The sequence below is a fragment of the Luteimicrobium sp. NPDC057192 genome (assembly GCF_042670205.1).
Lineage (GTDB): Bacteria > Actinomycetota > Actinomycetes > Actinomycetales > Cellulomonadaceae > Luteimicrobium.
The window spans coordinates 47,470-61,447 of record NZ_JBHUWD010000031.1; the positions used below are offsets into that span (position 1 = coordinate 47,470).

General features: G+C 73.4%; 13 protein-coding genes. 8 read left to right on the forward strand and 5 right to left on the reverse strand.

The features are described from left to right. Window positions 1-293: 293 nt before the first annotated feature. Both ACFT5B_RS14550 and ACFT5B_RS14555 read right to left on the reverse strand, forming a co-directional pair. Window positions 294-893, reverse strand: coding sequence for a septum formation family protein (locus tag ACFT5B_RS14550; protein WP_386799410.1), 600 nt, complete (start codon window positions 891-893; stop codon window positions 294-296). A gap of 34 nt (window positions 894-927) precedes the next feature. Continuing rightward, the gene (locus ACFT5B_RS14555) at window positions 928-1,410 is read right to left on the reverse strand and encodes a hypothetical protein (RefSeq protein ID WP_386799412.1); all 483 of its coding nucleotides are present in this window, start codon (window positions 1,408-1,410) and stop codon (window positions 928-930) included. Between the two features lie 201 nt (window positions 1,411-1,611). Here ACFT5B_RS14555 and ACFT5B_RS14560 point away from each other — a divergent pair, with 201 nt between their 5' ends. From ACFT5B_RS14560 to rlmB, 7 genes are all read left to right on the forward strand, one after another. Next, the gene (locus ACFT5B_RS14560) at window positions 1,612-2,094 is read left to right on the forward strand and encodes a CarD family transcriptional regulator (RefSeq protein WP_386799414.1); all 483 of its coding nucleotides are present in this window, start codon (window positions 1,612-1,614) and stop codon (window positions 2,092-2,094) included. A 119-nt stretch (window positions 2,095-2,213) separates the two neighbouring features. Beyond that, complete coding sequence (locus tag ACFT5B_RS14565) at window positions 2,214-2,876, forward strand: 2-C-methyl-D-erythritol 4-phosphate cytidylyltransferase (RefSeq protein ID WP_386799416.1); 663 nt, start codon at window positions 2,214-2,216, stop codon at window positions 2,874-2,876. Next, entirely contained in the window at window positions 2,873-3,385 is a 513-nt protein-coding gene (gene ispF, locus ACFT5B_RS14570) for a 2-C-methyl-D-erythritol 2,4-cyclodiphosphate synthase (protein WP_386799418.1), read from the forward strand. The genes ACFT5B_RS14565 and ispF overlap by 4 nt, the downstream gene beginning before the upstream one ends. Continuing rightward, the gene (locus ACFT5B_RS14575) at window positions 3,382-3,984 is read left to right on the forward strand and encodes a TetR/AcrR family transcriptional regulator (RefSeq protein ID WP_386799420.1); all 603 of its coding nucleotides are present in this window, start codon (window positions 3,382-3,384) and stop codon (window positions 3,982-3,984) included. The genes ispF and ACFT5B_RS14575 overlap by 4 nt, the downstream gene beginning before the upstream one ends. Window positions 3,985-4,055: 71 nt before the next feature. After that, window positions 4,056-4,469, forward strand: coding sequence for a PPOX class F420-dependent oxidoreductase (locus ACFT5B_RS14580; RefSeq protein ID WP_386799422.1), 414 nt, complete (start codon window positions 4,056-4,058; stop codon window positions 4,467-4,469). A 43-nt stretch (window positions 4,470-4,512) separates the two neighbouring features. Further along, a complete protein-coding gene (cysS, locus tag ACFT5B_RS14585) occupies window positions 4,513-6,000 on the forward strand; it encodes a cysteine--tRNA ligase (RefSeq protein ID WP_386799424.1) in 1,488 nt (495 codons plus the stop codon). Between the two features lie 52 nt (window positions 6,001-6,052). Then, on the forward strand, window positions 6,053-7,063 hold the full coding sequence (rlmB, locus tag ACFT5B_RS14590) for a 23S rRNA (guanosine(2251)-2'-O)-methyltransferase RlmB (RefSeq protein ID WP_386799426.1): 1,011 nt from the start codon (window positions 6,053-6,055) through the stop codon (window positions 7,061-7,063). Window positions 7,064-7,175: 112 nt separating this feature from the next. Here the strand turns inward: rlmB and ACFT5B_RS14595 are convergent, their stop codons facing one another. The 3 genes from ACFT5B_RS14595 to ACFT5B_RS14605 all read right to left on the reverse strand — a co-directional run bounded on the left by ACFT5B_RS14595 (window position 7,176) and on the right by ACFT5B_RS14605 (window position 12,031). Next, window positions 7,176-8,396 carry a DUF4032 domain-containing protein gene (locus tag ACFT5B_RS14595; RefSeq protein WP_386799428.1) on the reverse strand — a complete coding sequence of 407 codons (1,221 nt, stop codon included), beginning with the start codon at window positions 8,394-8,396 and terminating at the stop codon, window positions 7,176-7,178. 121 nt (window positions 8,397-8,517) lie between these two features. Further along, window positions 8,518-9,648: an ABC transporter ATP-binding protein gene (locus ACFT5B_RS14600; protein WP_386799430.1), complete on the reverse strand. Its 1,131-nt coding sequence runs from the start codon at window positions 9,646-9,648 to the stop codon at window positions 8,518-8,520. A gap of 124 nt (window positions 9,649-9,772) precedes the next feature. Continuing rightward, window positions 9,773-12,031, reverse strand: coding sequence for a bifunctional alpha,alpha-trehalose-phosphate synthase (UDP-forming)/trehalose-phosphatase (locus tag ACFT5B_RS14605; RefSeq protein ID WP_386799432.1), 2,259 nt, complete (start codon window positions 12,029-12,031; stop codon window positions 9,773-9,775). A gap of 142 nt (window positions 12,032-12,173) precedes the next feature. On the opposite strand from ACFT5B_RS14605, the gene ACFT5B_RS14610 reads away from it, so the two are divergent. After that, window positions 12,174-13,874 (forward strand): serine/threonine-protein kinase, encoded by a 1,701-nt coding sequence (locus tag ACFT5B_RS14610; protein WP_386799434.1) that lies wholly within the window; start codon window positions 12,174-12,176, stop codon window positions 13,872-13,874. Window positions 13,875-13,978: the final 104 nt, after the last annotated feature.

Consider the following 13,978-nt stretch of genomic DNA (forward strand, 5'->3'; position numbering starts at 1 on the left):
GTGACGCTGGGTTCGCCGATGGTGACGCTGGGTTCGCCGACGGTGGCGCTGGGTTCGTCGATGGTGACGCCGCGCTGCGAGTCGACCATGCGATCACCCACCCGGGCGTCGCCCACCATGACGTTGCACCCCTTCGCGGCGAACCGGTGGCTCACACGCTGGCGGCGGCCGACGGGGTGACGGAGTGCATGCTCGGCGAGCACACCCCCCCACGCAACCGTCACCGTCGGCGAACTGAACGTCATCTGGGGGGTTCGGCGCCGTGTCCCCGCCGACGGTCTCCGACGAGCCGGTCAGGCGGTGGCGACGGCCGTCGGGCGTCCGGTGGGCGTCGAGGGTCCGCCCGTGGACGCCGAGCGGTGGAGCCGGTCCACGTAGGACCCGTCGACCTTCGTCGGCAGCACGAGGACGCACTGGACGAGCCGGTCGCCGTCCATGTTCCAGCCGTCCTCGGTGGGCGTGTACTCGGTGTAGTCGAGGGAGGTCGCGTCCTCGTACTCGAGGCCCGTGAGCTCCGTGAACCGGGCGTCGCAGAAGTCGTCGGCCTTCTCGCCGACGGCGTCGTCCCCCGGGTACTCGCCCTCGGGCAGCATCGTCTCGGCGTAGATCTCCTCGTCGTGCGGGTCGGCGCACGGTGTGACCGGCACCGAGTCGACCTCGGTGGCCGCGGTGGCCGTCGAGTCGAAGTCACCGGGCTCGGACAGCAGGCAGTCGCCGACGTGCAGCGAGTAGACGTCCGCGTCGCCCGCGGCCGTGATCGCGCCCTGCGGGTGGTCGCGGGCAGCGTCGGGCGGCCCCGCGGTGACGAGGCCGCAGCCAGCGAGCGCGCCGTAGGCGGCCGTGGCAGCAAGAGAGAGCGCGAACAGGCGTGCCCGCGCGGACGACGACGTCATCGGTCCGTCCGGGGAGGGGTGCGGCGAGCGGTACTCAGCCGGCGGCCGAGACCGTCGGGACGAGCGTGGCGTACTCGGGGAGCGTCCCGTCGAGCACCGGCACCTTGACGGTCTCGGTGGCGTCGCCGACCGTGATCTGGACGGGGACCAGCGCACCCGGAGCGGCGTCGGTCGAGTCGAAGACGACGTCGTCGCCGCCCTCGGCGCCCAGCTGCGCGGTCGAGGACGGGTCGACCGAGACGGTCGACGGCGAGGCGCTGCCGGAGCTCACGTTCACGGTCGCCGCGTCGGAGCCCCCGTTGTAGAACGAGCCGAGCAGACGGCCGGGGTCGCCCTGCGCGCCGGAGATCACCATGAGGTTGATGCCCTTCACGTCGCCCACGACGACGTCGATGCCGTCGGACGGCTGGTAGGGCTGGTCGGTCTGCGTGGGGGCGCAGGCGGAGAGCGCGACGGCGCTCGCGAGGGCCACCGGGACCGCGAGGAACTTGCTCATGCGGGCGGTGCTGCGGTTCACGTGCGATCTCCAGGTCTTGTCGGGTGCGGCCACCCCTCAGACTAGCGTTCCGCGCGCGGTGCTCGCGCGTCCCGCGACGTGCGGTGGACCACGTCCTCCGGCCGGTGGGAAGCCGTGCTCGGCGCAGCGAGGCCTTCTCGCCCAGCGGCCGGGAATGGGTCGCGTGGTAAGATGGACCCCCGCGAAAGGGGACATCTGAAGATGACTTTCACTGTAGGGGAGACGGTTGTCTACCCGCACCACGGCGCAGCCCTCATCGAGGAGATCAAGACGCGGACCATCCGCGGGGAGGACAAGCTCTACCTCAAGCTCCGGGTCGCCCAGGGTGACCTGACGATCGAGGTCCCCGCAGAGAACGTCGACCTCGTCGGAGTGCGCGACGTCGTCGGTCAGGAAGGTCTCGACCGGGTGTTCGAGGTCCTGCGTGCGCCTTACACCGAGGAGCCGACCAACTGGTCGCGCCGGTACAAGGCGAACCTCGAGAAGCTGGCGTCGGGCGACGTGATCAAGGTCGCCGAGGTCGTACGCGACCTCTCGCGTCGGGACGCCGACCGTGGTCTCTCCGCCGGCGAGAAGCGCATGCTGGCCAAGGCCCGCCAGATCCTGGTCTCGGAGCTCGCGCTCGCCGAGCACACGGAGGAGGAGAAGGCCGAGGCCATCCTCGACGAGGTTCTCGCGAGCTGAGCACGTCAGCAGCCGAGGATTCCACGGCATCACCACGCGAAGGCCGGTCCGCGACGAGCGGGCCGGCCTTCGTCGCCGTCCTCACGGCGGCGGGCTCCGGCACGCGGCTCGGTGCCGCGATGCCGAAGGCGCTCGTCCCGCTCGGGGGCGTTCCGCTCGTCGTGCACGCCGCACGGCACCTCGTCGACGCCGGTGCGACGGCGGTCGTCGTGACCGCGCCGGCGGACCACGTCTCCCAGGTCCGCGCCGCCCTGGACGCCGGGGACGGTCTCGGCGATCCGCGCGTCGTCGTCGTGCCCGGGGGCCCGACGCGCCAGGCCAGCGTGGCCGCGGGGCTCGCAGCGCTCCCGCCCGCGGCGGGGCCCGTCGTGCTTGTGCACGACGCCGCGCGAGCGCTCGCCCCGGTGTCGCTCCTCGTTCGGGTCGCGCGGACGGTCGCGGAGGGTCACGATGCCGTTGTGCCCGCCTTGCCCGTGACCGACACCGTCGTCCGTGTCGTCACGACCTCGGACGGTCCCGCCCGGTCGGCCGGGACCGTCGACCGCCGGACGCTCCGGGCCGTGCAGACCCCGCAAGGCTTCCGTCGTGACGTCCTCGAGCGCGCGCACGCCGCCGGTGCGGCCGCCGCGGGCGACGAGGCCACGGCCGCGACCGACGACGCCGGGCTGGTGGCCGAGCTCGGCCACGAGGTGGTCCTCGTCGAGGGCGACGCGCGCGCCCTGAAGATCACGACCGCGCACGACCTCGCCGTCGCGACCCTGCTGATCGAGGAACGCGCGTGAGCGAAGCGCCCGGGGTGCTTCCCCGCACCGGCATCGGCACCGACGTCCACGCGTTCGACACCGACCCGGCCCGCGAGCTGTGGGTCGGCGGGCTGCGCTGGCCGGGGGAGACCGGGCTCGCCGGGCACTCCGACGGCGACGTCGCGGCGCACGCGGCCGCCGACGCCCTGTTCTCGGCGTCGGGCCTGGGCGACCTCGGCTCGAACTTCGGCACGAGCGAGCCCGAGTGGGCAGGCGCGCGGGGCACCGCCCTCCTCGCGGAGGCCGCCCGTCGCGTGCGCGCCGCGGGGTTCGAGATCGGGAACGTCGCCGTCCAGGTGATCGGCAACCGTCCGCGGCTCGGCCCCCGCCGGGCCGAGGCGCAGCAGGTCCTCAGCGAGGCCGCCGGCGCCGTCGTCACCCTCACCGCGACCACGACCGACGGCCTCGGGCTCACCGGCCGCGGCGAGGGGCTCGCCGCGCTCGCGACGGCGCTCGTCGTGCCCGTGCGAGGGGGAACGGGCGAGTGAACGAGCGGCTCAGCCACGAGGAGCGCCGGGAGCAGCTGGTCGAGGCCGCGTTGGCCGTCGCGCTCCGGGAGGGCGTCGAGGCGGTGACGATCCGTTCGGTCGCCCGCGAGGCCGGCGTCAGGCCCGGCATCATCCACTACGTCTTCCGCGACAAGCACGAGATGCTCGCCGCGCTGAGCCGACGGGTCGCGGCGGTCGCCTCGACGTTCCTCGACGACGCGCTGACCGCGGGCGGCGACATCACGACGATGATGCACGCGCTCGCGGACGGGATGTGGAAGGGCATCGAGGCGCGCTCGCACCACCAGCTGCTCACCATCGAGATCGCGACCCTGGGCGCACGCGACGACCGGATGCGGGCGATCGTCCTCGAGCAGCTCCGCGAGCAGTGGGCCGCCTCCGAGCAGTACCTCGGCGCCGCGGCGCGGCTCGCGGGCGTGCAGTACTCGATGGACATCGCGCTGCTCGCGCGCATGGTGTCCGCCGAGATCGACGGCATCCAGATCGCGTGGATGGTCGAGCACGACGACGCGGCGGCGATCGCTTCGTTCCACGCCATCGCGGACGCGATCCTCGGGACCGTCCGGCCGCTCGAATAGGGGCTCCTGTCACGGACGTCCATCTGGTGGACGGCGGGAATCGGGAGGGTCGGCCGCGCCTTGGACCGGGCATGACGCAGACGACGACGGCACCTACGCTCCCCGACGACGCGAAGGCGCTCCTGGACGCCCCCGAGCACGCGGTCATCGCGACGATCGACCCCGACGGCCGCCCGCAGCTCTCGGTCGTGTGGGTCGCGCGCGACGGCGACGACGTGCTCGTGTCCACGGTCCGCGGCCGCCGCAAGGCCGACAACCTCGAGCGCGACCCGCGGGCCACCGTGCTCGTCTACCCGCGCGACGAGCCGCACCGCTACCTCGAGATCCGCGGCGACGTGACGCTCGTCGAGGACCCGGGCTCCCAGCTCATCCACGACCTCGTGCGCACCTACACGGGCGCCGAGCGGTACACCGGCGACGAGGGGACCGACAACGTGCGCGTCGTCGTCCGCCTCACCCCGCGTCGCGTCGTCTGGCGCGTCTGAGGCGCGTTCTGCCCGGTGGGGAGCGCCCCGGTACCCTTGCCGGGTGACCCTTCGCCTGTTCGACACCGCCACGCGCGACGTGCGGGACTTCGTGCCCGCTGTGCCCGGTGAGGTCGGGATCTACGTGTGCGGGGCCACCGTCCAGAGCGAGCCCCACATCGGGCACCTGCGCACCCAGGTCGCGTTCGACGTCCTGGTCCGCTGGCTGCGGCGCTCCCGGCTCGCGGTCACGCTGGTGCGCAACGTGACGGACATCGACGACAAGATCCTCGCGAAGGCCGCCGCGGCGGGTCAGCGCTGGTGGGAGCGCGCCGCGATCTACGAGCGCGAGTTCACCGCGGCCTACGACGCGGTCGGCGTCCTGCCGCCCACGTACGAGCCGCGGGCCACCGGGCACGTGGTCGACATGGTCGAGCTCATGTCCCGCCTCGTCGAGCGCGGGCACGCGTACGTGGCCGCCGAGGGCGACGTCTACTTCGACGTGCGCTCGTGGCCGGACTACGGCTCGCTGACCAACCAGCGGCTCGAGGACCTCACGATCGCCCCCGAGGACCTCGGCGCGGACGAGCCCGTGAACGCGGGCCTCAAGCGCGACCCGCACGACTTCGCGCTCTGGAAGGCGCCCAAGGACGGCGAGCCACCGACGGCCGCCTGGCCCACCCCCTTCGGCCGCGGCCGGCCCGGCTGGCACCTCGAGTGCTCCGCGATGGCGCAGCGGTACCTGGGCGAGACGTTCGACATCCACGGCGGCGGCCTCGACCTGCGCTTCCCGCACCACGAGAACGAGCAGGCCCAGTCGCGCGCCGCCGGGTACGGCTTCGCGCGCTACTGGCTGCACAGCGCCTGGGTCACGCAGGGCGGCGCCAAGATGAGCAAGTCGCTCGGCAACGGGCTGCTCGTCCGCGAGGTCCTCGCGCAGTCCCCGGCGTCGGCCCTCCGCTACGCCCTCACGGCCGTGCAGTACCGGTCGATGCTCGAGTGGACCCCCGACACCCTCGCCGAGGCCGAGGCCACGTGGGACCGGTTCGCCGGTTTCGTCGCCCGCGCCTCCGAGCGGGTGGGCGCGGTCGACGACGCCGAGGTCCGGTCCGCCGCGCTCCCCGAGGCGTTCGTCGCCGCGATGGACGACGACCTCAACGTCCCCGCGGCGCTCGCCGTCGTCCACGAGCACCTGCGCCTCGGCAACACGGCGCTCGCCGCGGCGTCGGCCGCAGGAGCCCACGGTCCCGACGCCGACGCGGCGCGCCGCGACACCCGGGCCGAGCTCGTCGCGGTCCGCGCGATGCTCGACGTCCTCGGCCTCGACCCCGGCGACCCCCACTGGGCCACGGGCGGCGACTCGCGCTACGCGGAGGCGCTGGGCGCCGTCGTGCAGGCCGAGCTCGACGCGCGTGCCGAGGCCCGGGCCGCGCGCGACTTCGCGACCGCGGACGCCATCCGCGGCCGGCTCGCGGCGTCGGGCATCCTCGTCGAGGACCAGCCCACCGGAGCCCGGTGGAGCCTCGCGGCACCCGCACCGCGCGCGGACTGACACCCGCCCGCACCCCGACCACACTCGCAGCACCACCGACGGCAGGACTGACATGGCAGGCAACTCGAAGCGACGCGGCGCCGTCCGCAAGCCCGGCTCCAAGAAGGGCGCCACGGTCGGCTCGGGCGGGCAGCGGCGCAAGGGCCTCGAAGGTCGCGGCCCGACCCCCAAGGCCGAGGACCGGACCTACCACGTCGCCCACAAGCGCAAGGTCGAGGCCGAGAAGAAGGCTTCCGGGTCGTCCGGCCGCGGCGGGGAGCGGACACGTGGAGGCCGCAGCGGCTCGAGCCGTGGCCCGGGCCGCGGCGCGACCACCGAGGTCGTCACCGGGCGCAACGCCGTCCTCGAGGCGCTGCGCGCGGGCGTCCCCGTGACGACCCTCTACGTCGCGTCGCGCCTCGAGGCCGACGACCGCACGCGCGAGATCCTCCAGATCGCGTCCGGGCGCGGGTACAACCTCCTCGAGGTCACCAAGCCCGAGCTCGACCGTCTCACCGACGGCTCGATCCACCAGGGCGTCGCCGTCCAGGTCCCGCCGTACGAGTACGCGGACCTCGACGACCTCCTCGACGCGGCCGAACGCAGCACCACCGCGCCGCTGCTCGTCGCGCTCGACGGCGTCACCGACCCGCGCAACCTCGGCGCGGTCATGCGGTCCGCGGGGGCGTTCGGGGGCCAGGGCGTGATCGTGCCCGAACGCCGCGCCGCGGGCGTCACCGCCTCCGCCTGGAAGACGTCCGCCGGTGCGGCGGCCCGCGTGCCCGTCGCGCGGGTCACCAACCTCGCCCGCGCGCTCGGCGAGCTCAAGCAGGCCGGCTGCTTCGTCGTCGGGCTGGACGGCGAGGGACCGACGGCGATCGGGGACGTCGCCTTCGCGACCGACCCGCTGGTCGTCGTCGTCGGGTCGGAGGGCAAGGGCCTGTCCCGGCTCGTGCGCGAGGCGTGCGACGTCGTCGCGTCCATCCCGATCACGTCGGCCGTCGAGTCCCTCAACGCGTCCGTCGCAGGCGGCATCGCGCTCTACGAGGTCGCCCGCCTGCGCTCCCAGGCCGAGGTCGAGTAGCGCTCGGCGGCGCCCGCGCGGTTGGCGAGGTAGCGCTCTTCGTCTCAGGTAGAACGGAGTCCGCGCTACCTCAGGCGAAGTGCGCTACCTCGCGGCGACCGTCGCCCGGCGGCTAGCTGTCCTCGCCCAGGAGCGACTGCTCGTCCCGCCGGTGCCGCAGGACGGTGTCGACGTACGACCGCACGACCTCCGGCATCGGCACGTCCCTCTTCTGCTGCTCGGACAGGAACCAGCGGTGGTCGAGCATCTCGTGGAAGAGCTGGGCGGGCTCGAGCTTGCCCCGCAGGTCGCGGGGTACCGCGCGGACGCTGGGCTCGAAGACCTCGGTCAGCCAGTCGTGCGCGACGAACGACTCGTCGTCGTTCTGCCGCTCGGTCGCGGCCCGGAACGAGTCGAGGTCGTTGAGGAGCCGACGCGCCTGGTTCTCCTGGACGTCGAGACCGGTGAGCCGCATGAGGCGCCGCGAGTGGTGCCCGGCGTCGACGACCTTGGGCTGGATGCGGACGGTCGTGCCGTCGATGTCCGTCGTCATCGCGAGCTCGTCGACGTCGAAGCCCAGATCGTTGAGGCGGTCGATGCGGGCGGCGACGCGCCACCGGTCGGCCGAGTCGAAGCTCTCCGCCGTCGTCAGCGCGGCCCAGAGCTCCTGGTACCGCTCGACGAGGAGGTCGCCGATCGCGAGCTCGTCGACGTCCTCGTCGAGGAGCTCGCCCGCGGCGAGGTCCATGAGCTCGCCGATGATGTTCGTCCGGGCGAGGTCGACGTCGTAGTTCCGCTGGCCGTCGGTGAGCTTGCGGTGCAGGTCGCCGGTCTCGGCGTCCACGAGGTACGCGGCGAACGCCTCGGCGTCACGCCGGAACAGGGTGTTCGACAGCGACACGTCACCCCAGTAGAACCCGACGACGTGGAGCCGCACCAGGAGGACGGCGAGCGCGTCGATGAGGCGTGTCAGCGTGTCGGGGCGCAGCGCCTGGCTGAACAGCGCGCGGTAGGGCAGCGAGTACTGGAGGTGCTCGGTCACGAGCACCGCCTCGAGCGGCTCGCCGTCGGGGTCGAGACGCCCGGTGACGACGCCCACGGGCTCGACGCTCGGGACCTCGAGCCGCTTGAGCTGGCGCAGCAGCGCGTACTCGCGGTACGCGACGGTCTCGCCGATCTCCTTGAGCGCGATGACGCGCCCGGACAGCCGCACGAACCGCACGGTGTGCCGCGAGATACCGCGGGGGAGCGCGGCGATCCGGTCGGACGGCCAGTCCTCGAGGGGGACGTCCCACGGCAGGTCGAGGAGCGCCGGGTCCGGTGCGGACGCGGTGATCTGCAGGTTGTGGCTCATGGTCACGCCATCTTCCCAGGCCCGACGCCGTCAGGCCCGCCCGATTCGGTGCGGCAACGGTGGACGCACCGCGGGGCGGGCCCGGCGAACCGGACCCGCCCCGCGGTGGTGGTGGCGTGCGTCAGGACAGGCGCTGGCCCGTCGCGGCGGAGAAGACGTGCTCCTCGCCCGGGCGGATCGTGACGTACACGCGCTCGCCCTTCATCGGGACGTTGCGCGGGTCGACGCGGACGATGACCTGGTTGTCACCGGCGCCCGAGGTGATGACCGTCTCGCCCTGCTGCGCGGCCGGGCCACGGAGCGTGCCGTAGACGAACGCGTCGGAGCCGAGCTCCTCGACGATGTTGACCTCGACCGGGAACGCCGACGCGTTGCTGTCGGTCGTGACGTCCAGCGCCTCGGGGCGGAAGCCGAGGGTCACCTTGCCGTTGTCCTCCGACGTCAGCTTGCCGGCGACGTCGCGGGGCAGGGCGAGGCGGGCCGGCCCGACCTCGATGTTCCCGCCGTTGACGTCGAACGTGCCGATGTTCATGGCCGGCGAGCCGATGAAGCCCGCGACGAACACGTTCTGCGGCGTGTCGTACATCTCGCGGGGCGTGCCGACCTGCTGCAGGAGGCCGTCCTTGAGGACCGCGATGCGGTCGCCCATGGTGAGCGCCTCGGTCTGGTCGTGCGTGACGTAGACCGTGGTGACGCCGAGGCGGCGCTGGAGCGACGCGATCTGCGTGCGGGTCTGGACGCGGAGCTTGGCGTCGAGGTTCGACAGCGGCTCGTCCATGAGGAAGACCTGCGGCTGGCGGACGATCGCGCGGCCCATGGCGACGCGCTGACGCTGACCACCGGAAAGCGCCTTCGGCTTGCGGTCGAGGTACTCGGTGAGGTCGAGGATCTTGGCGGCCTCCTCGACGCGCTGGCGGATCTCGGCCTTCGGCGTGCCGGCGATCTTGAGCGCGAAGCCCATGTTGTCGGCCACGGTCATGTGCGGGTACAGCGCGTAGTTCTGGAAGACCATCGCGATGTCGCGGTCCTTCGGCTGGACGTCCGTGACGTCGCGGTCGCCGATGAAGATGCGGCCCTGGTTGACGTCCTCGAGGCCTGCGAGCATGCGCAGGGAGGTCGACTTGCCGCAGCCCGAGGGGCCGACGAGGACGAGGAACTCGCCGTCCTCGATGTGGAGGTTGAGCTGGTCCACAGCGGGACGCTCGGTGCCCGGGTAGACCCGGGTCGCGTGGTCGTAGGTGACCGTAGCCATCGTTGCTACTTCCCTTCACCGGCAGGTACGTGCCGGACGATCCGTCGTGACGGGATGAGTGGGCGGCGTGTGCCGCCCGGGAGCATGCTATCCGACCCGGATGGGTGCTCCTGTGACGGACGTCTCAGGAGCGCTTGGTCCGTTCGAGGGCACGCGCGAGGTGCTCGAGGAGCAGCCCCACGGACTTCGTGCTCGCGACCCGGTGCTCGGCGATCGTCTCGCCGGGGCCGACCTTGACCGACAGGTCGTCCGGTGTCAGGACGGCGAACGCGTGCTCGTCGGTCACGTCGTCGCCCACGTAGAGCACGGCCTTCGCGTCGAGCTCGGTGCGCAGCGCGTCGATGGCCTTGCCCTTGCTCGTGTCGACGACCTGCAGCTCGACGACGTCCTTGCCCTCCAGCGCTCCCACCCCGAGGCGTTCCGCGAGACCGCGTGCCGCCTCCGTGGCCTGGGTCGCGCCGTCGTGCGTGGAGCGACGGGTGTGCAGGACGGACGCCGTCGGCTTCTTCTCGACCCACACCCCGGTGTGGCGGTCGGCGATCTCCTCCAGCCCCTCGGTGATGCGCTGGAGCAGCGAGGCCTGGCCCTCGGTGATCGCGAGGTCGTGGCGCACCACGCCGTCGGCGCTGACCTCGCCGCGCTCCGCCCCGTGCGAGCCGACGAGCAGCGTGCCCGACGGCGCGTGGCTGAGCGACGCCAGCGTCTCCAGGTCGCGCCCGGACACGAGGGCGAGGCGCACCTGCGAGGCCGGGCGCCGGGCCAGGCGGGCGAGCGCACGCGCGGACCGCGGCGTCGTGCGCGACGACGACGGGTCGTCCACGAGCGGTGCGAGCACCCCGTCGAAGTCGGTCGCGACCATGAGGAGGCCGTCCGTCGTCGCCAGCCGGTCGAGCGCCTTCACGAGCTCGAGGCCGGGGCCGGCGCTGTCGTCGTCCTGCAGCTCGGGTGCGACGGGGGCCACGGGCATCTCCTCGAGGGTGCGCAGGAACGAGCTCGACCACTTCGCGACGTCGTCGGCCATGACCTTGCGGCGCAGCCGGCGCATGCGCCGGCGCTGCTCCTTCGGGTCCATGCGCGCGGCGCGCTCGATGACGTCCTTGAGCTCGTCGATGTCGTGCGGGTTGACGAGGAGCGCGCCGCTCAGCTCGTCGGCCGCGCCCGTGAACTCCGACAGCACGAGCGAGCCCTGCTGGTCGGAGCGCGCCGCGACGTACTCCTTGGCCACGAGGTTCATGCCGTCGCGCAGCGACGTGACCAGCATGACGTCGGCCGCCAGGTACAGCGCCGCCATCTCCTCGGGCGGGTACGAGTGGTGGAGGTAGTGGATCGCGGCGTGCCCGAGCTCCCCGAACTCGCCGTTGATCCGCCCGACCGCGGTCTCCACCTGCTCGCGCAGCTCCTGGTAGGCGTCCACGTTCTCGCGGCTCGGGCTGGCGACCTGCACGAGGGTCGCCTCCTCGACCGTGAGCCGGCCGTCGTCGAGCAGCTCGCCGTACGCCTTGATGCGGTGGCGGATGCCCTTGGTGTAGTCGAGCCGGTCGACCCCCAGCATCACGATCTCCGGGTCGCCGAGCTCCGTGCGGATCTCGGCCGCGCGGGCGCGCGTCGAGTCTTCCCGCGCGAGCTCGTCGAAGCGGCCCGAGTCGATCGAGATCGGGAACGCCGACGCGCGGATCTCCCGGACGGGCCGGCCCTCCGCGTCCTCGAACGTGATCTGCTGCCCGCGCGTCGAGTGCCGCGTCAGGCGCCGGACCGTCCGCAGGAAGTTCGCGGCGTCGCCGTTGCGCTGGAACCCGATCAGGTCCGCGCCGAGCAGCCCCTCGACGACCTGCCGCCGCCACGGGAGCTGGCTGAAGATCTCGTATGGCGGGAACGGGATGTGGTCGAAGAAGCCGATCCTCAGGTCCGGACGGAGCTCGCGCAGCATCGCGGGGACGAGCTGGAGCTGGTAGTCCTGCACCCAGACCGTCCCGCCCGTCCCGGCCTGCGCCGCGGCGGCCTCGGCGAACCGCCGGTTCACGCGCCGGTACGCGTCCCACCACTGCCGGTGGAACGCCGGCTGGGAGATCACGTCGTGGTAGAGCGGCCACAGGGTGTCGTTCGAGAAGCCCTCGTAGTACTGCTCGATCTCGTCCTCGTTGAGGGTCACCGGCACGAGCGTCATGCCGTCCGCCTCGAACGGGTCGGCGTACACGTCGGCGGCACCGCCCCAGCCCACCCAGGCGCCGTCGGCGCTCTGCATCACCGGCTCCAGCGCGGTCACGAGACCGCCAGGGGACCGACGCCAGCTGATGCCGCCGTCGTCGTCCGTGGTGAAGTCGACCGGGAGGCGGTTCGCCACCACGACCAGGTCGTTGCCTTCCTTGCTTGCTTCTGGGCTCACCGGGCGTCAGCTCCTGTCCGTCGGTCCTCCCAGCCTATCCAGTGGGATCGTCCTGCGCCCTGGGCCCGCCGTCGGGCCCCCGGGGCGTCCGACCGGCGGCGACGTCCCACGCGCGCACGCCCCGCGCCGCTACGGTGAACCCATGTGGGCTGCGGCGACACCCGGCGACGAGGTGGGTGGGTACCGGATCGTCGCGCGGCTCGGACAGGGCGCGACCGGCGCCGTGTACCGGGCGGAGGACGGCGGGGGGCACGCCGTCGCGATCAAGGTGCTGCACGCCGGCCCCGACACCGACGAGTCCGCCCGGCGCAGGCTCGCTCGCGAGGCCGCGACCCTGCGCCGCCTCGACCACCCCGCCGTGGCCGCAGTCCTCGACGTCGAGCTCGAGGGCGAGTCGCCGTTCATCGTGACCGAGCTCGTCGACGGGCACAGCCTCGAGGACGACGTCGCCCTCCGCGGCCCCTACGACCCGGGTCGGCTCGCCGACCTCGCCGCCGACCTCGCCGACGCGCTCGAGGCCGTGCACGCCGCCGGCGTGGTGCACCGCGACCTCAAGCCCAGCAACATCATGGTCACCGCGCACGGGCCCGTCCTCATCGACTTCGGGATCGCGCACGGGTTCGAGGACGCCCGCATGACCACCGACGGCCTCGTCATGGGCACGCCCGGGTACCTCGCGCCCGAGATGCTCACCGGAGCCAGCCCGTCCGTCGCGACCGACTGGTGGGGCTGGGCGGCCTCCCTCGCGTTCGCGGCGACCGCGCGCGCCCCGTTCGGCGTGACCCCCGTCGACGCCGTCCTCGCGCGCGCCCAGGCCGGGTCCGCGGACCTGCGCGGCGTCGGGCTGCTGCGGACGTCCGCCATCGCCGGGGCCCTGCGCCCCGACCCCGCCGAACGGTGGGAGCCCGACGAGGTCGTCCGCGCGCTCCGCAAGGCCGCCGACGACGGCGACGAGCCCGGCCCCGTCGCGCCCGCCGACCTCGCCGAGACCGTCGCCCTCGGCGCCGCCTCCCAGTGGTCCACGCAGGTCGTCACCCGTGACCCCCGGACCGCCCCCGTCAACGACGGCCGCACCCGCGCCATCGCCGCCGACGTCCCGCCGCCCCCACCACCGCCCGCCCAGGACGCCCTCGCCACCGACCTCCCCGCGGCGGACGCGACCGCCGACGGTCAGCCGACCGACTGGCTCGAACCCGTCCCCGAACAGGTCTACGAGTCCGAGTCCGGGTACGTGCGCCCGCAGCACGCCTCCCGCTCCGGGCTGCTGTTCACGCTCGCCCTGCCCCTCGTCGCCGCAGCCGCGACCTGGCCCGGGCCGACGTTCGTCGCCCTCGCCGTCCTCGTCGTCCTCGCCCGCTACGTCGGCTACGCCGCGAACTCGCTCCACGGGCGCCGCGAACGCCGCGGCGTCGGCCGCTCCGACCCCGCGCGCGTCGCCGTCGTCGCCCCCTGGCACCTCGTCCGCGCGGCCGTCGGGTCGCTCCCGTCGCTCGTCGTCGCCGGGTGCTCCGGGCTCGTGATCGTCGTCGGCGCGTGGTGGGTGCTCGACCGGCAGGTCCTCGTCGCCGACACCGACCACCCCGACCAGAACGCCCCCTGGCTCTACGGGCTGGCGCTCGCCGTCACCATGGTCGTCGTCGTGCTGCTCGCCTGGTTCGGCCCCGCGACGTCCGTCACGCGCGACGGCGCACGCGCCGGTCTCCGCCACCTCGTCCCCGGGCGGCGGGTCGCGCTCGTCGTCGGGCTGGTCGCCGTGGTGGCGGCCGTGTGGTTGGGGTGGGTCGCATGGGACGCGCACCCGATCACGTGGTGGCCGTTCCCGGGGGCGCCGGACTTCTCCTGAGGTGGCTCGTCGTTCTCCGTGGTTGCGGCGGTCGTGGGTCCGGGGGTGTGCGCGCGACCTACCATCCGCCTCCCTCGTTCCTCGGTCGGCTCCCGCCAGCCCCG